Below are 17,535 nucleotides of genomic sequence, written 5' to 3'. Positions count from 1 at the left end.
GTCTCATTTCCAGAGCCGGGTAAACTGCGGTTATCCGGTTTTTTACTTTCCGACGACCCCTTCCCGAAAAATGCACAAACGCCTTCCCCGAACATTCAACGACATACTTCGCAACATCATGAAATAATTTCAAGGACAGCAGGCTGTGATCTGTGTCATGTTAAGAAACGGCCTTTTGATCAGGCTGAAAAAACGACGCCGCACCGTACGGTGTCATGCACTGCATCACAACATTTAAAATGGAGAATTTATGGGACTGCGTCAGAGTTTACGCGTTGCCGTTGGAGCACTTGTGCTGGCCTGCGGACTACAGTTCGCCCACGCGAACAGCGATCCGCACACTATCGTATTCGGCGTTGCGCCTGGGCCGTATGGAGATATGGTTAAACAGGCCATTGCCCCAACGCTTAAAGAGAAAGGATACAAAGTCGTGGTCCGCGAGTTCAGTGACTACGTGCAGCCAAATATGGCGCTCTCAAACGGGAGTATTGATGCCAATCTGTTCCAGCACTCACTCTATTTTGACAAATTTATCGCGGATAAAGATCTGAAGCTCAGCAAGCTGATTGTGGTGCCAACGGCCGGAATGGGGTTCTACTCACGTAAAATTAAAAGTCTGGATGAACTGAAGAAAGGCGACATCATTACCCTTTCAAACGATCCGACGAACCTGGCGCGCGGCCTGCGTTTCCTGCAGGCGATCGACCTTATCACCATCAAAGACAATATCGACCCGACCAAAGCGTCCGAGCGTGATATTGCCAGCAATCCGCAAGGGCTGGTGTTTAAACCACTGGAGGCCGCACAGCTGCCGCGTACGCTGGATGGCGTGACCGGTGCGCTGGTCAACGGTAACTTTGCCGTGGCGGCGGGACTCGATCTCTCCAGCGCGCTTAAGCAGGAACAGCTGGACGAAAATCTGAAGAATATTATTGCGGTACGTTCTGAAGATGCTGACAAACCGTTCGCGAAAGATATTGTTGAAGCGGTGAAATCGCCAGCTTATCGCGCGGTGATCGACGATCCGAAAAATATTTATAGCGCCTTCCAGAAACCGGAATGGATGACCGCAGAGAAATAATCGCTGCGCAAAGGAATTAACAGGGCAGCGACGACTGCCCTTTTCGCATTTCTGAGGTGAGCATGATTGAAATAGAAAAGGTCTGCGTCGATTTCGCCGCAGATCGTGGGCCATCAACCCGGGCGGTGGACGAGGTCAGCCTGCATATTGCCGCAGGTGAGATATTCGGCATTGTCGGTACCAGCGGCGCGGGAAAAAGCACCCTGTTGCGGACGCTGAATGCGCTGACGCGCCCAAGCCAGGGCAGCGTGAAAGTCAACGGCGTGGAGATCTCTGCGTTGGATGGCGGTCATCTGCGCAAAGCCCGTCAGCGTATCGGAATGATTTTTCAGCACTTTAACCTGATGCATACCCGTACCGTGGCGCAAAACGTCGCCTTCAGTCTGAAAGCGGCGGGCTGGGAGCGCAGCAAAATTGCGCCGCGTGTTGCGGAGATACTTGCGCTGGTTGGGCTTGCGGATAAGGCGAACCGCTTTCCGGTACAGCTGAGCGGTGGTCAGAAGCAGCGCGTCGGCATTGCCCGCGCCATCGCCAACCATCCGGATGTCCTGCTGTGTGATGAACCGACGTCAGCGCTGGATCTGGAAACATCGGCGACGATTCTCGCCCTGCTTAAGCAGATCAACGAACAGCTGGGGATCACGATCGTGCTGATCACCCATGAGATGAACGTAATTAAATCTATCTGCGATCGCGTGGCGGTGATGTCTGCTGGCAAGGTTGTGGAGTCAGGCGACGTGTTTGACGTTTTTGCCCATCCGCAACACGCCTTCACCCAGCAACTGGTTTCACATACGTTAAACCTGACGCTGCCGGAGCGCCTGCGGGAGCATCTGCCTGGTCAATTGCTGAAAATTCTCTTTATCGGTGATTCAGCCGAACAACCGGTGCTTTCAGAAGTGGCGGTGAAGTTTGGCGTGGCGGTGAACATTCTGCACGGCAAGATTGAGTATATCGGCGAGCGCGCCCTGGGGATTTTAGTTGTGCAGCTCACTGCGCCACAAAACCCTTCGGCAGTGGATGCCGCAGTGGAGCACATTCGTCAACGTACCGCACAGGTGGAGGTGATTCGTGGATGATTTATTGCCGGATTTGACGCTGGCGTTCAATGAAACCTTCCAGATGCTGAGCATCTCTACCGTGCTGGCGATTGTCGGCGGGTTGCCGCTTGGTTTTCTGATTTTCGTCACGGATCGGAATCTGTTCTGGCAGAATCGCTTTGTCTATCTTATCTCTTCGGTATTGGTCAACATTATTCGCTCCGTACCCTTCGTGATTTTGCTGGTGCTGTTGTTGCCGCTCACGCAGTTTTTGCTCGGCAATACTATCGGGCCGATTGCCGCCTCTGTGCCGCTTTCCGTTGCGGCAATCGCGTTTTACGCCCGTCTGGTGGACAGCGCATTGCGCGAGGTGGATAAAGGGATAATTGAGGCCGCAGAAGCATTTGGTGCCAGCCCGATGCGAATCATCTGTACCGTGCTGTTGCCGGAGGCGAGCGCAGGGCTGCTGCGTGGCCTGACGATTACGCTGGTGAGTTTGATTGGCTACTCGGCGATGGCCGGGATTGTCGGTGGGGGTGGGGTGGGTGACCTGGCGATTCGCTACGGCTACTACCGCTACGAAACCCAGGTCATGATTGTCACCGTGGTGGCGCTGATTGTGCTGGTGCAGGTTGTGCAAATGCTAGGCGACTGGCTGGCGAAACGCGCCGACAAACGCGACAGACATTGATCACTGCGCGTTAAGCCACGCAGCAACCTCCTGCCACGAGCCGCGAAAGACAATTTTCGCGGCTTTCTTTTCCAGCTGGTAGCGATACATCGGATCGTAATATTCGTTCAACAACGGCACCAGCCACGCCATATGTTTGTCGGTGCTGCCGCTGGTCTGTTGCTCCCTCAGTGCAATATCAAGCTTTGCCGTCAGCTCCTTAAACCGCTGCAAACCAAGGCGGCGCTGAATGGCGGCAAGCCCGTGATGCAGGTATTCGCTGTACTCCAGCCAGCCGCGTTCTTCACCGTAAGCGTGGGTAAAATCATGATGCATACGCGTGAAGTACTCCTCACGCAGCCTTTCCAGACGCAGTTCAAACGGATCTTCCACCACCGCAATCGACGCCTGCGCCATTTGTTCACGTAAGCATTCCGGCAGGTGGTTGGCACCGATCATCCGACCTTCATCTTCAAGAACCCAGCGTGGGGCATCCTTTTTTAACAATTCTACCGCCAGCAGGTTTTCAAAACTCGCCTGAGAAAGCTGTGGCGTTAGCGTGCGACCAAATGATGAGCCACGGTGATGCGCCAGGCCTTCGAGATCCACGCCGTTTGGCTGTTGCTGCACCAGCTGCGTTTTACCGCTACCGGTGCATCCGCCAATTAAGATAATGGGCTTTTGCACTCGCTCTTCGGTGATCTGAATTGCCGCCTGGCGCAGCGCTTTATAGCCGCCCTGAATAAGCGGGTAGTCAATCCCCGATTCACGCAGCCACTGCTGGACGATATGCGAGCGTTGACCGCCGCGCGCGCAGCAGAGATAGCCTTCCGGGCGCAGCTGACAGGCTTCCCGCCAGGCGTCCAGACGCTGCTGGCGTTGCTCGCCGGAAACGAGTCGATGACCTAACGCCAGCGCGGCCTCCGGGCCCTGACGTTTGTAACAGGTACCGACGGCGACGCGTTCGTCATCATTCATTAAGGGCAGGTTGATTGCGCCCGGCATTGCGCCCTGTTGAAACTCAATGGGGGCACGTACATCGATTAAAGGGGTATCGGTGAGCAGAATCGCGCGATAGTCCGTCCCATCGTTCATGTTGAATCCTGAAAATAAAAAACAGCAATGGAGGGGATTTTACGCGCTGAGGGGAGAAAGGGGGAAGGAAAGATTCTCCCCCCAGGTATTATACTCGTCATACTTCAGGTTGCAGATGCGTTGCCGCGTTACTCGCCCCTGCGGGGCCAGCGCAATCGCTGTTCAGAACGACAACGCGTTTTGTCCCGCAACTCGAATTATTTAGCGTATACAGGCGTTATTTAAGCTTACTTTGCGCCCAGATAATGCCGCTGGCATATTCCGGCGGCAGCAGGGGTGCCAGCGCTTCGAGCGTGGCGCTGAGGCGGGACGTATCGCTGTCCGTCAGGTTCAGGTGACCGACTTTTCGTCCCGGACGAACCTCTTTGTCGTACCAGTGCAGATGGACCAGCGGCAGTTTCAGCCAGTCATAATTCAGTTCACTGCCAATAAGGTTCACCATCACCGACGGACTGTCCACGACCGGCGTCGGTAGCGGCAGACCCGTAATCGCACGCAGGTGCAGCTCAAACTGGCTGATACTGGCGCCGTTTTGCGTCCAGTGTCCGCTGTTGTGCACGCGTGGGGCCAGCTCGTTGATCAACAAACCTTCCGGCGTGATAAAGCACTCCATCGCCATCACACCGACGTAACCCAGCTCCTGCATAATGGCGGAAAGCATCGCTTCGGCCTGAGCCTGCTGTTTCGCGTTGGCCTGCGGAAACGCCACGCTGGTACGCAAAATCCCGTCCTGATGCAGGTTGTGCGTTAGCGGGTAGAATACGGTCCTGCCGTCATGGGCGCGCGCGCCGACCAGGGAGACTTCCCCGGAGAAGTTGATGCCTTGCTCAACGATGCATTCGCCGTAGCAGTCATCCGGGAGCGGGTCGGTTTCATCGTGACGTAAACGCCATTGTCCACGACCATCGTAACCCCCGACGCGTCGCTTGACGATGGCCAGTTCGCCCAGTCGCGCAAACACGGCGGGCCATTCATCGCGGCTTGCCAGCAGTTGCCAGGGCGCCGTCGGCAGAGAGAGTTTGTCAAAAAGCTGCTTTTGCGTCAGACGGTCAGCGATAACCGGAAACACGTCACGGTTAACAAAGGCCGGATGGCGCGCCAGCTCACGGGTAAGCGCCGTCTCCGGCCAGCGTTCGATTTCAGCGGTAATCACGCTTTGCTGAACGGGCACAGCGCTGGGTTCCGCATCCAGTCCGACCGGCCAGACGGCGATGCCCAGCGGCTCGCCTGCCTGACGCAGCATACGTCCTAACTGACCGTTGCCCAGCACGCAAACCTGCTTCATGCGTCACCCCGCGGATCCGGATTTTCAAGAACCTCATCCGTTTGCGCTTTGCGCCAGTCGTTCAGACGCTGATGCAGCTCTTTATCGTGCGTTGCCAGAATCTGTGCCGCCAACAGCGCCGCATTAGCCGCGCCAGCTTTACCGATAGCCAGCGTTCCGACCGGAATGCCGCGCGGCATTTGCACAATAGAATAGAGACTGTCGACGCCGCTCAGGGCCGCGCTTTGCACCGGCACGCCCAGTACCGGCACCAGCGTTTTCGCTGCAATCATTCCCGGCAGATGCGCCGCGCCGCCTGCACCAGCGATAATCACCTGATAACCGTTCTCTTCGGCGCTTTCGGCAAAGCTGAACAGCCTGTCGGGGGTGCGGTGAGCAGAGACGACTTCTACGTGGTGTGGAACGTTCAGGATTTCGAAAATTTCGGCGGCGAACTGCATAGTGGCCCAGTCGCTTTTGGACCCCATCACGATGGCGACACGCGCCGGATTATTGCGGGAAGACATGCGTCGGAAAACTCCTGTGGTGCACAACACTCGACTTATGAGGCCACAGAGAATAGCACGGAAATAATGCAAGGAAAACGGTTGCGTAGGCTATATGACGGGCAATCTGGCGGCGGTGTTAAAACGGAAAGGCGATTAACTCAACGTCGTTCGGCGTCACTTTGACCATCGAACCTTCTGTATGCCACGCGCCTAAAACAACGCGGAATGCGGGTTTCCCGTTGGCTGTTAAGGTATGCACGTCCGGGCGATGGGTATGACCGTGAATCAGCCATTGCACACGGTGTTTTTCCATTTCAGCTATTACGGCCTGCGTATTAACGTCCATGATTTCCAGCGATTTGCTGCTGTTGGCGGCTTTACTGCCCGCACGCATTTTGGCGGCAATTCGATTGCGAATAAATAACGGCAGAGAGAGGAACAGCGTTTGTAGCCACGGTTTGTGCACTTTGGCACGGAACGCCTGATAACCGGCATCATCGGTACAGAGCGTATCGCCGTGCATAATCAGCACATCGCGACCGTACAGACTGATTACTTTTTCCTGCGGCAACAGGGTAATACCGCTCTCATGGGCAAAACGCTTGCCGAGCAAAAAGTCACGGTTACCATGAATAAAGAAGCAGGGAACGCCGGAATCCACGACGGCCTTAATGGCGACCGCCATTTCACGGTGCAGCGGGTTGGGATCGTCATCGCCAATCCAGGCTTCAAAGAGATCGCCAAGAATATACAGCGCATCAGCCTCGCGTGCTTCCCCGCCTAAAAAGCGCAGAAAACCGGCGACGATCGCCGGTTCTTCTGTTTGCAGATGCAGATCTGCGATAAACAGTGTCGCCACGATTACTCGCTGACGGTCACGTTTTCAATGATGACGTCTTCTTTCGGTACGTCCTGGTGCATGCCGCTACGACCAGTAGAAACGCCTTTGATTTTGTCCACTACGTCCATACCTTCAACCACTTCGGCAAATACGCAGTAGCCCCAGCCCTGCATGCTTTCGCCGGAGAAGTTCAGGAAGTCGTTGTCAGCAACGTTGATGAAGAACTGAGCTGTTGCGGAGTGCGGAGCCTGAGTCCGCGCCATTGCAAGCGTACCACGGGTGTTTTTCAGACCGTTGTTGGCTTCGTTTTTGATCGCTTCTTTGGTCGCTTTTTGCTTCATGCCCGGCTCGAAACCGCCGCCCTGGATCATGAAACCGTTAATGACACGGTGGAAAATGGTGTTGTTGTAAAAACCTTCGCGACAGTAGTCCAGGAAGTTTTTAACTGTTTCAGGCGCTTTATCATCAAAAGTCTTGATTACGATATCGCCGTGATTAGTGTGGAAAGTAACCATTTTTGCATCCTGTTCCGATATTGTGGTGCTTAGACCTGACAGAGGTCAGAGTTAGGGGGGTGTTATAGCATAACCGCAAGCGGCGATCACCTCGCAAAGTGTGCTGCTTCCGGTTCAAATTATGGGTATTATACAGACTTTGTTATCCACACACGTCTTACACGGAATCTTCGATGTTAAAAATCTTTAATACACTGACGCGCCAAAAAGAGGAATTCAAACCTATTCATGCCGGGGAAGTCGGCATGTACGTGTGTGGTATTACCGTTTACGATCTCTGTCATATTGGTCACGGACGAACCTTTGTCGCTTTCGACGTGGTCGCGCGCTATCTGCGCTTCCTGGGCTATAAGCTGAAGTACGTGCGAAACATTACCGATATCGACGACAAAATTATTAAGCGCGCCAACGAAAACGGTGAAAGCTTTGTGCAGCTTGTCGATCGCATGATCGCCGAAATGCACAAGGATTTTGACGCGCTGAATATTCTGCGCCCGGATCTGGAACCGCGAGCGACGCACCATATCACCGAAATTATTGAAATCACCGAACAGCTGATTGCCAAAGGTCACGCTTATGTGGCGGACAATGGTGACGTGATGTTCGATGTCCCGACCGACCCGAACTATGGTCAGCTCTCTCGCCAGGATCTGGATCAGTTGCAGGCGGGGGCGCGCGTTGACGTGGTTGACGTAAAACGCAATCCGATGGACTTCGTCTTGTGGAAGATGTCGAAAGAGGGCGAACCGAGCTGGCCGTCGCCGTGGGGAGCGGGTCGTCCTGGCTGGCACATCGAATGTTCAGCCATGAACTGTAAACAGCTGGGCAACCATTTTGATATTCACGGCGGCGGTTCGGATCTGATGTTTCCGCACCATGAAAACGAAATCGCCCAGTCGACCTGCGCCCATGACGGTGAGTATGTCAATTACTGGATGCACTCCGGCATGGTGATGGTCGATCGTGAGAAGATGTCCAAATCGCTGGGCAACTTCTTTACCGTACGTGACGTGCTGAAGTACTACGACGCGGAAACGGTGCGTTACTTCCTGATGTCCGGTCACTATCGCAGCCAGCTGAACTACAGCGAAGAGAACCTGAAGCAGGCGCGCTCCGCGCTGGAGCGTCTGTACACCGCGCTGCGTGGAACGGATAAATCTGTTGCACCTGCCGGTGGCGAAGCCTTTGAGGCGCGTTTTGTTGAGGCGATGGACGACGATTTCAATACCCCGGAAGCTTACTCCGTCCTGTTTGATATGGCGCGTGAGGTGAACCGTCTGAAGGGGGAAGATGCGGAGGCCGCGAACGCGATGGCGTCACATCTGCGTAAGATCTCCGGCGTGCTGGGTCTGCTGGAGCAGGAGCCAGAAGCATTCCTGCAGAGCGGCGCACAGGCCGACGATGGGGAAGTGGCAGAAATTGAAGCGTTGATTCAACAGCGTCTCGATGCCCGTAAAGCAAGAGACTGGGCGGCGGCAGACGCGGCGCGCGATCGTCTGAACGAGATGGGCATCGTGCTGGAAGATGGTCCGCAGGGAACCACCTGGCGGCGTAAATAATACTATTGCCGGATGGCGGCGCGCAGCGTCTTATCCGGCCTACAACGGCTTGACCGGTAGGCCTGATAAGCGTGCGCCATCCGGTATAATTAATGCCTTCTGTACCACCACAGCACGCCCATCACCACAGCGCCCGGTAGCCACACCCACATCAATTCAGATACGATCACCTGATGCCCGTACGGCGTGGTATAGCGCGATAACGCAAACGGCGCGACCTTGATAACCTGCCAGGGCGCAAAAAAGCGTTCATCTGACCAGGGCCAGAGCCAGCCCACGCCTTTCCCACCTGTCGTTATGGAATCCAGCAGGCTGTGTGACAACAGCGAAACCGTTAGAAACAGCCAGCAGCGAATCAGCCCGGTTTTAAACCATCGTCGCCCGGCGATAACGCAGAGCAGTGGTAGCACAAACGCGAACAGTAATGAGTGGGTAAATCCACGATGACCAAACACGTTGCCGTAGGCAACGCCGAATTTAAACGACAGGACGTCCGCGTCTGGCAGCATCGCAAGGGCGATGCCCGCAAAGAGCAGGCGAGGGGGGATGACTTTGAGTCCCAGACCTAATCCCAGACAAAGAGGCACGGCGGCGTGGGTAACAATGGTTGGCATGATGATAGCTTCGTATGAGAAAACAATATGCTAACAGCGTGCTGTGAAGTGAGGGTGAAGTACTTATCTGAAAATGGGAGAAACGACCGGATAAGGAATTAACCGTTATCCGGCGTCTGGAATTACGCGACGACGTTGACGCTCTGGCCTTCAAACGTTACCGTCTGCCCGGCAACGATTTTGCAGCGTTTACGGGTTTCTACCGCGCCATCAACCTTCACCAGGCCTTCAGCGATGGTAATTTTCGCCTGAGCGCCGCTTTCGCTCCAGCCTTCCAGTTTAAGCAAATCGCACAGCTCAACGTGCGGGTGCTTGCCTAAAGAAAATGTCGCCATGTTATTTATCCTGTGGATCGTGATATTCAACACACGCCTGCAGCGTGTTTTCGATTAGCGTGGCAACGGTCATTGGACCGACGCCGCCTGGCACCGGTGTAATATATGATGCGTGCGCAGCGGCATCTTCAAAGACCACGTCACCGACAACCTTGCCATTTTCCAGCCGGTTGATGCCGACATCAACAACGATTGCCCCTTCTTTAATCCATTCACCAGGAATAAAACCGGGCTTGCCTACGGCAACGACCAGCAGGTCGGCGTGTTCAACATGGTGACGCAGGTTTTTTGTGAAGCGGTGAGTCACCGTGGTGGTGCAGCCTGCCAGCAGCAATTCCATGCTCATCGGGCGACCAACGATGTTAGACGCGCCAATGACCACCGCATTCAGCCCGTAGAGATCAATGTTGTAACGCTCAAGCAGGGTGACAATGCCGCGTGGCGTACAGGGACGCAGGCGCGGCGCACGCTGGCACAGTCGGCCAACGTTGTAAGGATGGAATCCATCCACATCTTTATCGGGATCGATACGTTCCAGCACTTTGACATTGTCGATACCCGCCGGTAGCGGCAACTGCACCAGAATACCGTCGATGGTGTTATCCGCATTGAGCGTATCAATCAGCTCCAGCAGCTCTGCCTCGCTGGTGGTTTCCGGCAGATCGTAAGAGCGGGAGACGAATCCCACCTCATCACAGGCTTTACGCTTGCTCGCAACATAAATCTGCGAAGCTGGATTGCTGCCTACCAGCACAACCGCCAGTCCGGGTGCCCGCAGTCCGGCCGCAATACGCGCCTGAACTTTTTGAGCAACCTCAGAGCGTACCTGCTGCGCAATCGTTTTACCGTCAATAATTTTTGCTGCCATCAGAGAGAGGATTCCATCTGTTACTTCAAGTCAAAGGGGATGTGACTATTTTGTCAGAAGTGGAGCGCGCTGTCAGGTGTCGTTTCTGTTTTACCCGTAGCGGAGGCCGGTTTAACGTGTTTTTACTGGCAGAAATTTTTTAGTTTTTTTCGCTGTCGTTCATAAAAACAGCATATTTGAACACTTCGTCAGCAACCAGAATAAAAGCCATTGACTCATCAGGGACTGACCGTATAATTCACGCGTTTCATCCGCATGAAAGCCATCACTTTTCAATGCGCCCTTAGCTCAGTTGGATAGAGCAACGGCCTTCTAAGCCGTGGGTCGCAGGTTCGAATCCTGCAGGGCGCACCATTATGAATCAATAACTTACGCCTCTTTCACTTCCTCCTTATTTCCTTGATGGGACATATTTGGGACATCAATCTCAAAAATAGAGTCAATTTGCTTCGCATGTTCAGTTAAATGGTTCGGTGCCAGGTGAGCATATCGACGCACCATTTCGATGCTTTCCCATTCGCCCATTTCCTGAAGAACAGATAACGGAACTCCGGACTGAATTAACCAACTTGCCCAGGTATGTCTCAGGTCGTGGAACCTGAAATCATCAATGCCGGCTTTCTCCAGCCCAATCTTCCATGCGCTGTTGTCATCGACACGCATTTTTCTCACCGCTGGTGTCAACGTTCCGTCTGGACGAGTGGCGGCCTTGGTGTGTGCAAAGACCCATCGAGAACTCCTCCCTATCTGATCCCTTAACACCCTGCATGCGGTATCATTCAGATCCACGCCGATAGCCTTGCCCGCCTTCGCGTTCTCCGGATTTACCCATGCAACCTTTCTCTGCATATCGACCTGCTGCCACTCCAGATCAATGATGTTGGAGCGGCGCAGGCCAGTAGCCAGTGCAAATATAACCACAGGCTTAATGCTATCAGGCATACATTCAATCAGTCGTTCAGCCTCATCCTTTGTCAGCCACCTGATTCTTTTACTAACCGGCTTTCTGGTTTTGATTGCCGGTGCCGACTTTATCCATCCCCAGTCATCAGTTGCTCCTTTAGAAGAGACCGCATAAATGACAGATGCTGGCTCTTAGTCGCCTGGCTACCGAGTCTCAAAGACCCAGCGTGTTCCTCCGCAGCGCTCAAATAAAACGTTTCGTGAAAGCCCTCAAAGCCAAAGCACTAAAAAGTGCTTAGGAAACAAATCAACCACTTAGGGTTACAAAGGGTGGCGAAGAAACTGGTGCCTGGGGCGTTGAATTGCTGGCCATCCGCTACGCAGTATGGATAAAACCAGAGTTTGAGATCGAAGTTTATGAAGTTTTCAGAACTGTAGTGCGCCTTGGTATCAGCGCTATGTCCTGCCTGAACAAAATCGACCACGTGATCAACAGCGAAACTAAGGCGATCAGTCAGTGCGCCAGCCAGATGGCCCGGTGGGGGCGAGGCGGTCGCAAACAGCTACTCCACACCGCGAAAGACCGGGTCGCTGATGAAGTACAAATGTATTTGCCAGGCTTTGAGGCTTAACCAGTGCGGCAAGGATGCCCACATTGTCTCTCACTGTCACTGTGCTAACCTGTGTGCAAATGTTAATGATGGGGATAGGAATGTGAAAAGGATTCTTACTGCTGCTGCAATGCTCGTTGTGTCGACAGGTCAGCTATATGCTAATGACTGGCGATATGGAGAAGTGCGGGATGAGATGAGGGACAGCATTACATATACTTCTACATTGCAATCAGAAAATAAAAATCAATACTCAGCGCCATATGATGGTGGTGCATCTCTTGATATACTTCTGGTTAGTAATGATGGGGAAATATCAAATACGGCCGCACTTACACTATCTAAAGGGCAAATATCTTGTCAAATAGGTGAGAACTGTGAGGTTAAGGCTAGATTTGATGACGGAAGTATTGAGGATTTAACAGCCGAAATTGTTGGAGACTCTTATAGTATGCTAGCTGTCTTTAATGCTGCCGGCTTTGTGGAGAAGTTAAGATTATCAAAGAGGGTAATAATTGAAATTCCCGTATATAGAGAAGGACGCTCTCAATTTAAATTTTCTCCTTCTGGTCTGAAATGGCATGGCGTTGCTGACGATAAGCCCTATCTTTCAGAAATCGGAGGGATAAATCTGAGGGAAAAGATGGACCTTACTGGTAAAAAATTATCTAATAAAAATAATAGATTAAAGTGTTTTGACGATAGCATTGAACTAATCAAAGGCTGGATTGCCCCAGCGAAAATTTGTACTTATGAGGGCATGATTTCGTTTGTTTCTATAAAAACTAAAAATGATAAAAAGAGGTTGAATGAGATTGTTGACGATATAAACAAATCGCTAGGATCAAAGGTTAAGGTTCATAATGGCGTCGCTATTTGGCTTGGCGATGAAAACCTTGGAGTGTCCTCAATAATAATTTTTTCAGATAATAAAGATGGTTTGCGTGTTGAATTTTCATACAATCCAGTAATAAGCAAGGTGCCATCGGCAGAATAAAAAGATCGCCCACTCAGGTGCTGAGAGATCCCCACAAAACTCAGCGCTAATAAACCAGTACCATACTTTGGTAGGCTCTGGTGAGGTGGTCAAGAACGGTATTCAGTACCGTTCTTGTTAAAATTAGCGGAGAGTGTCGCAGGATATTCTCTGCTAATGTCAGAAATGAAAGAACCCGCCTTGATTTAATACTGTTAGCCTGATATCTCAGATGTAATCCTTTATTTTCAGCATGATAGCCAATTAACCACAGCACAACCGTCGCCAGTGTGGCAAGCAGACTCAGCACCAGTATCCGCCCTTCAGTATTACTGTGGCTGGCGCGAAGACCAAAACCAAACCTTTCACTTTTCTCATCGCGGAAATTCTGTTCAATCTGCATTCTCCGGCTGTACAGCTTCATGATTTTCGCCGGACTGTACAGTACAACCTAGATAAGGCGGGCATTAGAAGCCCTGAAATAAAATTCAAATAATTCTGGAAATACAGTATGTGTCCTTGAGATAATGTTTCCCCGTATATTTTTTTGACTAGCAAAGTGAAAACATGGAAATAGACCCAATTGCAGCAGGTTCAATGTTAGCTGCGTTTGAATCAGCAAGATGGGCGTACTGGTCTGTAATAGTTTCAGCTAGCGCCGCATTCATTAGTTTAATTACAGTCGTAGTAGCATTCTTCGCTTTGCGAACATGGAGAGATGAAGCTATTGAAACAGCAAAACGAGAATGGAAAAGGTCGATAATTAATCTCATTATGAGATTAACCTCTTCCTTTGGAACCGTAACTGAGCAGAGAGCAGATCTTTATTTTGAATTTCATAAAAAAGACCTCCATATTCGCATAGATGCTTCGGTTGCATGCTGGTCGTCTCTTCTTGTTGCGTTAGAGCAAAAGCCTCGATTAAGGCGTAAGATTTTAAAAAAATATGCTAAGCCCTATATGGAACTAATTGAGATGTTCGATAAATATGAAAACGGGGAGACAACAAGGGATGAGATTCTCGTGAAAGTGCAGGAGTTGTATGTTTTTCCACCTGAGTTAAACGATTATTTTTAAGTCCAAGCCAGTAGCCGATGAGCAGACCGAACAGCCAGAAGAAGCAATAAATTAGAATGAATACGGCGCCTGGCTTAAGGCTGGGCGCCACTAGCTTTACAAGCTTGCACTTTTTTCTGCAATCATTGTCTACAAAATCCCTTTTGTTGTTTCACCAGCTTTTTGTATGGCTGATCGAGATTCTGGATTCTGGGCATTATTTACGCCAGGGTTGGTACGGATTTCTGTTTCAGTAACGAACATATTAAGAGTTGCAACGCTTTTCTCGCGTCATAAAGCAAGTAGCAATAAGCGCAAAGCTTTATCATCGTTTAGTAGTTGGTTTAAAACTGCATTCAAGTCGCTTGAATTTTCCATTATGCATCCTGAAGAAGTGAACTTATGGTACTCACCGACAAGCAAGAAATGTTCTGTCACCTCATCGATTTAAACGCCACACAAGCGGCTATTCGGGCGGGGTACAGCGCAAAGACAGCTAACCGTACTGCGTCCGAAAACATGTCAAAACCTGACATTCAGTCAAGAATTGCCGAACTCAATCCGACCAATAAAGCATTTGAAGAGATTGATAAGATCTACGCTCAACTGAGTTTGATTATTGTCCGGTGTGAGACAGAAGTGGGACACACAAAGCTTTGCATCGGTTTGTAAGGCTTTGCATGTTTTTCGAAGACGGGACGCGTGAGCGCAGTGATGGCGGGGTAACTTATTGACTCAGAAGCTAGTTCCAGTAATTTCTAAGCCGTGGGTCGCAGGTTCGAATCCTGCAGGGCGCACCACCTCAAAAACATTCATTTACATCAATTCACTAACAATAAATAAATCCATCACAGGTGTTCCAATGGATGTCTTTGTGATTTTTTCATTATAAATAATGAGTTAGCGACTGATGATTCACCCTGCAGAGATATTTATGCTCAATGTATGTTGTACATTTGATATGTAAATGATTATTATTTGCATCAACTATTCTGGCTCTTTTGAAACTGAAGGTTAAAAAATGGAATTTTCAGGGAGTAAAGCTCAGTCTGAGAGTAGACGCATTTATCGCGGGCATACTCTTGCCTGTTTGCCTGGGGCGATGGCGCTACGTCAGGAAATGGCCGTTCCTGAAAAAACAATAAGCTGGATCTCATTACAGCGAGAAGTGATTGCGAACATCCTGCAAGGGAAAGATCCGCGTTTGCTGGTCATCGTTGGACCCTGCTCCATTCATGATGTCCGGGCCGGGATTGAGTATGCTGAGCGGTTATCTGAACTGCATCGCAAATATCACGCGCAAATGCATATTGTTATGCGAACCTATTTTGAGAAACCCCGAACCCGGCAGGGATGGAAAGGGTTGATGGTCGATCCCGATCTTGACGGTAGTCATGATGTGGCGAAAGGCGTCAGATGTACCCGGAGCTGCTTAGCATCGATAATCGCGTCAGGCGTTCCCACCGCGACAGAGTTTCTCGATCCTTTTCTTGCACCCTATATGGCAGACTTAATTTGTTGGGGGGCCATTGGTGCTCGTACAACCGAATCGCAACCTCACCGCCAGATGGCATCTGGATTGCATTGCCCGGTGGGATTCAAAAACAGCACCGATGGCAATGTCAGCTTAGCTATCGACGCGATTATCGCTGCGCGCGATCGTCACTTATTGTATGTGACAAATGAAACTGTTCCCGTTTCTGCTGTATTGACCGAGGGCAATCCACATGGTCATTTAATTTTGCGTGGCGGTAAGCAACCCAATTATGGCCTGAATGAAATTATTCATGTTTCGCAGCAAATGCATAAAGCGGGAGTTCACCATCGGCTTATTGTTGACTGTAGTCACGGGAATAGCGGCAAAGTTGCCAGGCGTCAGATCCACGTTGCACACGATGTGATTAACCAGCGTAAAATGTTTCCGGGCTATGTTGCAGGGATCATGCTGGAAAGTTTTTTGGTCGGTGGAAAACAATCTGATAAACATCCTGTCGTGTATGGACAGTCAATTACCGATGAATGCCTTTCATGGCAACAAACAGAACAGTTACTGTCGGAACTTGCTGAAAATTGCGCATCCGTTTCGGCGTCCTGAATATATAAAAATAAGAGTCAGACTTTTTCATTTTAATCTGAGCAAGTCGTTGCATATTTGCTGTCTGGGAAGAAACCGCAGGAATGTTCGCTGATATCGTGAACGCAGACTGCGGTTTCGCAGGATTGATTTTAGGGAAAGGTACGATATGTCGCAGACTATTCAGTCCAGCCGCTGGTTACCATTGACGCCGGCTCAATTCGATTTTTGGGAAGAGTTTACATTTCATCCTCATCAACCCGTTTCAACGGTGGCGCATTCTCTTACTTTACGTGGAAAAATTAATGAGGAAGCGCTGCTGGGGGCGCTAAATCAGGTGATCAAAGAAACGGATGTTTTTTCTGTTCAATTTCGATTACCGGAAGTGGACGCAATGCCTGTCCAGTGTTGCGATCCCCGACAATGCCCGGAAGTGCGTATTATTGATTTACAGCAGCGAAATTCCGCTCAGGTTGTCGCTAACGCAATGATGCAGGGGGATATTGATGGCCAGCTTAATTTACTGCGCCAGCCACTGGCCGCCGTATGGTTGATTCGTTTCTCCCCTGAACATTATGCTATTTATGTTCGGGCTCACCACATTATTATTGATGGATTCGGCATGGCGTTAATTGAACATCGCTGCGCTGAACTTTATCAGGCATATTGCCAGAAGCTGCAAGCAGGCTTTCCTTTAAGCCCATTCAATGATTTTCTCTATGAGGAGCAGCAATATTCACATAGTGAAAAAGGGCAAAAGGATCGCGATTACTGGCATCGCATACTGGAAAATGCGCCGGCTTTAACCGTCTTGCAAAAAGGGGGGGAGGATTATGGTACGGAATGCCTGCACAGTGATACATTGCTCCCTTCCTCTTTTAGTCAGCAAATTCTGACGCTTGCAGATAGTTGTGGGATTGGCTGGCCTGACGTATTACTCGCACTTTCTGCGGCGTGGATGGCAACACATATTCCCGACTTAGGCAGTCAAGGCATTTTACCTGTCTGGGTGCCAGTGATGAACCGACGGGGTTATATTGCCGCAAATACCCCTTCGTTGGCGGTGAATATTTTGCCTGTGTTTATTGAAATGAACGAGCAGGAAACCGTCATCGTATTTTTGAAACGTATTGCTGCGGCTTTGCATGATATGCGTGCGCACAGTCGCTATCGGATAGAAATGCTGGCGGCCGATCGGGGAATTGGAAAAGGAATGCGGTACTTTTTCTCTCCGCTTATCAACGTATTGCCCTTCGATCCTCCGGTATTCTCTGGCTGCGAGACCACCCGTGAGGTGATGGCGAGCGGGCCAGGAGATGGGTTTAATATCACCTGGCGTGGACGTACTGACTGTAGTGATCTGCATATTGATATCGACGCTGAAGCGGGGATGTTCAAGGGAATGGATCCGGATGCAATGCTCATGAGCTTAACCGCATATTTAACCCAGTTGATATCGGCAAAACGATGGGATCAACCTTTGATTTAATTCCCCTGGCGTTTCCCGGCCACCAGAAACTTGAT

The 17,535-nt window shown here is 50.9% G+C and carries 16 protein-coding genes, 1 tRNA gene and 4 pseudogenes; 11 read left to right on the top strand and 10 right to left on the bottom strand.

Annotation, left to right across the window (positions count from 1 at the left end; translation table 11 throughout):
* Positions 1 to 250 precede the first annotated feature (250 nt).
* The 3 genes from C3432_RS10525 (at position 251) to C3432_RS10515 (ending at position 2,812) form a co-directional block, all read left to right on the top strand.
* Positions 251 to 1,081 carry a MetQ/NlpA family ABC transporter substrate-binding protein gene (locus C3432_RS10525; protein ID WP_103776541.1) on the top strand — a complete coding sequence of 277 codons (831 nt, stop codon included), beginning with the start codon at positions 251 to 253 and terminating at the stop codon, positions 1,079 to 1,081.
* A 62-nt stretch (positions 1,082 to 1,143) separates the two neighbouring features.
* On the top strand, positions 1,144 to 2,160 hold the full coding sequence (gene sfbB, locus C3432_RS10520; RefSeq protein ID WP_103776540.1) for a virulence-associated ABC transporter ATP-binding protein SfbB: 1,017 nt from the start codon (positions 1,144 to 1,146) through the stop codon (positions 2,158 to 2,160).
* The gene (locus C3432_RS10515) at positions 2,153 to 2,812 is read left to right on the top strand and encodes a methionine ABC transporter permease (RefSeq protein WP_103776539.1); all 660 of its coding nucleotides are present in this window, start codon (positions 2,153 to 2,155) and stop codon (positions 2,810 to 2,812) included. Before sfbB ends, C3432_RS10515 begins: the two co-directional genes overlap by 8 nt.
* On the opposite strand, the gene mnmH is transcribed toward C3432_RS10515, so the two are convergent.
* The 5 genes from mnmH to ppiB form a co-directional block, all read right to left on the bottom strand.
* On the bottom strand, positions 2,813 to 3,886 hold the full coding sequence (gene mnmH / locus C3432_RS10510; protein ID WP_103776538.1) for a tRNA 2-selenouridine(34) synthase MnmH: 1,074 nt from the start codon (positions 3,884 to 3,886) through the stop codon (positions 2,813 to 2,815).
* Positions 3,887 to 4,103: 217 nt separating this feature from the next.
* A complete protein-coding gene (purK, locus tag C3432_RS10505) occupies positions 4,104 to 5,171 on the bottom strand; it encodes a 5-(carboxyamino)imidazole ribonucleotide synthase (protein WP_103776537.1) in 1,068 nt (355 codons plus the stop codon).
* Entirely contained in the window at positions 5,168 to 5,677 is a 510-nt protein-coding gene (gene purE / locus C3432_RS10500; RefSeq protein WP_103776536.1) for a 5-(carboxyamino)imidazole ribonucleotide mutase, read from the bottom strand. Before purE ends, purK begins: the two co-directional genes overlap by 4 nt.
* Before the next feature lie 118 nt (positions 5,678 to 5,795).
* On the bottom strand, positions 5,796 to 6,518 hold the full coding sequence (lpxH, locus tag C3432_RS10490) for a UDP-2,3-diacylglucosamine diphosphatase (RefSeq protein ID WP_103776535.1): 723 nt from the start codon (positions 6,516 to 6,518) through the stop codon (positions 5,796 to 5,798).
* A 2-nt stretch (positions 6,519 to 6,520) separates the two neighbouring features.
* Positions 6,521 to 7,015: a peptidylprolyl isomerase B gene (gene ppiB / locus C3432_RS10485; RefSeq protein WP_003021875.1), complete on the bottom strand. Its 495-nt coding sequence runs from the start codon at positions 7,013 to 7,015 to the stop codon at positions 6,521 to 6,523.
* A 173-nt stretch (positions 7,016 to 7,188) separates the two neighbouring features.
* On the opposite strand from ppiB, the gene cysS reads away from it, so the two are divergent.
* Positions 7,189 to 8,574 carry a cysteine--tRNA ligase gene (gene cysS, locus C3432_RS10480; RefSeq protein WP_103776534.1) on the top strand — a complete coding sequence of 462 codons (1,386 nt, stop codon included), beginning with the start codon at positions 7,189 to 7,191 and terminating at the stop codon, positions 8,572 to 8,574.
* A gap of 89 nt (positions 8,575 to 8,663) precedes the next feature.
* Here the strand turns inward: cysS and C3432_RS10475 are convergent, their stop codons facing one another.
* The 3 genes from C3432_RS10475 to folD form a co-directional block, all read right to left on the bottom strand.
* Positions 8,664 to 9,188 carry a metal-dependent hydrolase gene (locus tag C3432_RS10475; protein ID WP_103776533.1) on the bottom strand — a complete coding sequence of 175 codons (525 nt, stop codon included), beginning with the start codon at positions 9,186 to 9,188 and terminating at the stop codon, positions 8,664 to 8,666.
* A 122-nt stretch (positions 9,189 to 9,310) separates the two neighbouring features.
* The gene (gene ybcJ / locus C3432_RS10470; protein WP_103776532.1) at positions 9,311 to 9,523 is read right to left on the bottom strand and encodes a ribosome-associated protein YbcJ; all 213 of its coding nucleotides are present in this window, start codon (positions 9,521 to 9,523) and stop codon (positions 9,311 to 9,313) included.
* 1 nt (position 9,524) lies between these two features.
* Positions 9,525 to 10,391, bottom strand: coding sequence for a bifunctional methylenetetrahydrofolate dehydrogenase/methenyltetrahydrofolate cyclohydrolase FolD (folD, locus tag C3432_RS10465; protein WP_103776531.1), 867 nt, complete (start codon positions 10,389 to 10,391; stop codon positions 9,525 to 9,527).
* A 277-nt stretch (positions 10,392 to 10,668) separates the two neighbouring features.
* Here folD and C3432_RS10460 point away from each other — a divergent pair.
* A tRNA-Arg gene (locus tag C3432_RS10460) sits at positions 10,669 to 10,745 on the top strand.
* A 15-nt stretch (positions 10,746 to 10,760) separates the two neighbouring features.
* Here C3432_RS10460 and C3432_RS10455 read toward each other — a convergent pair.
* Positions 10,761 to 11,500 (bottom strand): annotated as a pseudogene (locus tag C3432_RS10455) (tyrosine-type recombinase/integrase); the annotation flags it as partial.
* Here C3432_RS10455 and C3432_RS28220 point away from each other — a divergent pair.
* Positions 11,498 to 11,926: pseudogene (locus tag C3432_RS28220) on the top strand (KilA-N domain-containing protein); the annotation flags it as partial. The pseudogenes C3432_RS10455 and C3432_RS28220 sit on opposite strands and share 3 nt — an antisense overlap.
* An 82-nt stretch (positions 11,927 to 12,008) precedes the next feature.
* Positions 12,009 to 12,902, top strand: a complete 894-nt coding sequence (locus C3432_RS10445) for a hypothetical protein (RefSeq protein WP_146050862.1) — start codon at positions 12,009 to 12,011, stop codon at positions 12,900 to 12,902.
* Between the two features lie 46 nt (positions 12,903 to 12,948).
* Here the strand turns inward: C3432_RS10445 and C3432_RS10440 are convergent.
* A pseudogene (locus tag C3432_RS10440) lies at positions 12,949 to 13,311 on the bottom strand (IS4 family transposase); the annotation flags it as partial.
* Positions 13,312 to 13,448: 137 nt separating this feature from the next.
* Here C3432_RS10440 and C3432_RS10435 point away from each other — a divergent pair.
* From C3432_RS10435 to C3432_RS10420, 4 genes and pseudogenes are all read left to right on the top strand, one after another.
* A complete protein-coding gene (locus C3432_RS10435; RefSeq protein ID WP_146050863.1) occupies positions 13,449 to 13,958 on the top strand; it encodes a hypothetical protein in 510 nt (169 codons plus the stop codon).
* Between the two features lie 381 nt (positions 13,959 to 14,339).
* Positions 14,340 to 14,495, top strand: a pseudogene (locus tag C3432_RS28330) (terminase small subunit); the annotation flags it as partial.
* A gap of 463 nt (positions 14,496 to 14,958) precedes the next feature.
* A complete protein-coding gene (locus C3432_RS10425; protein ID WP_103776528.1) occupies positions 14,959 to 16,032 on the top strand; it encodes a 3-deoxy-7-phosphoheptulonate synthase in 1,074 nt (357 codons plus the stop codon).
* A 148-nt stretch (positions 16,033 to 16,180) separates the two neighbouring features.
* Positions 16,181 to 17,500, top strand: a complete 1,320-nt coding sequence (locus C3432_RS10420; RefSeq protein ID WP_103776527.1) for a condensation domain-containing protein — start codon at positions 16,181 to 16,183, stop codon at positions 17,498 to 17,500.
* Positions 17,501 to 17,535 lie beyond the last annotated feature (35 nt).

Origin of the sequence: Citrobacter amalonaticus (genome assembly GCF_002918555.1) — a bacterium.
Taxonomy (GTDB): domain Bacteria; phylum Pseudomonadota; class Gammaproteobacteria; order Enterobacterales; family Enterobacteriaceae; genus Citrobacter_C; species Citrobacter_C amalonaticus_A.
The sequence above is the reverse complement of the archived record's forward strand: the minus strand, read 5'-3'. Positions and strand labels throughout refer to the sequence as shown.

Excerpts from the sequence above, each read along its gene's own strand:
- ppiB (WP_003021875.1), bottom strand. The coding sequence starts at position 7,015 with ATGGTTACTTTCCACACTAATCACGGCGATATCGTAATCAAGACTTTT.
- C3432_RS10525 (WP_103776541.1), top strand. The coding sequence starts at position 251 with ATGGGACTGCGTCAGAGTTTACGCGTTGCCGTTGGAGCACTTGTGCTG.
- mnmH (WP_103776538.1), bottom strand. The coding sequence starts at position 3,886 with ATGAACGATGGGACGGACTATCGCGCGATTCTGCTCACCGATACCCCT.
- C3432_RS10420 (WP_103776527.1), top strand. The coding sequence starts at position 16,181 with ATGTCGCAGACTATTCAGTCCAGCCGCTGGTTACCATTGACGCCGGCT.
- folD (WP_103776531.1), bottom strand. The coding sequence starts at position 10,391 with ATGGCAGCAAAAATTATTGACGGTAAAACGATTGCGCAGCAGGTACGC.
- ybcJ (WP_103776532.1), bottom strand. The coding sequence starts at position 9,523 with ATGGCGACATTTTCTTTAGGCAAGCACCCGCACGTTGAGCTGTGCGAT.
- cysS (WP_103776534.1), top strand. The coding sequence starts at position 7,189 with ATGTTAAAAATCTTTAATACACTGACGCGCCAAAAAGAGGAATTCAAA.
- purK (WP_103776537.1), bottom strand. The coding sequence starts at position 5,171 with ATGAAGCAGGTTTGCGTGCTGGGCAACGGTCAGTTAGGACGTATGCTG.
- purE (WP_103776536.1), bottom strand. The coding sequence starts at position 5,677 with ATGTCTTCCCGCAATAATCCGGCGCGTGTCGCCATCGTGATGGGGTCC.
- sfbB (WP_103776540.1), top strand. The coding sequence starts at position 1,144 with ATGATTGAAATAGAAAAGGTCTGCGTCGATTTCGCCGCAGATCGTGGG.
- C3432_RS10475 (WP_103776533.1), bottom strand. The coding sequence starts at position 9,188 with ATGCCAACCATTGTTACCCACGCCGCCGTGCCTCTTTGTCTGGGATTA.
- C3432_RS10425 (WP_103776528.1), top strand. The coding sequence starts at position 14,959 with ATGGAATTTTCAGGGAGTAAAGCTCAGTCTGAGAGTAGACGCATTTAT.
- C3432_RS10435 (WP_146050863.1), top strand. The coding sequence starts at position 13,449 with ATGGAAATAGACCCAATTGCAGCAGGTTCAATGTTAGCTGCGTTTGAA.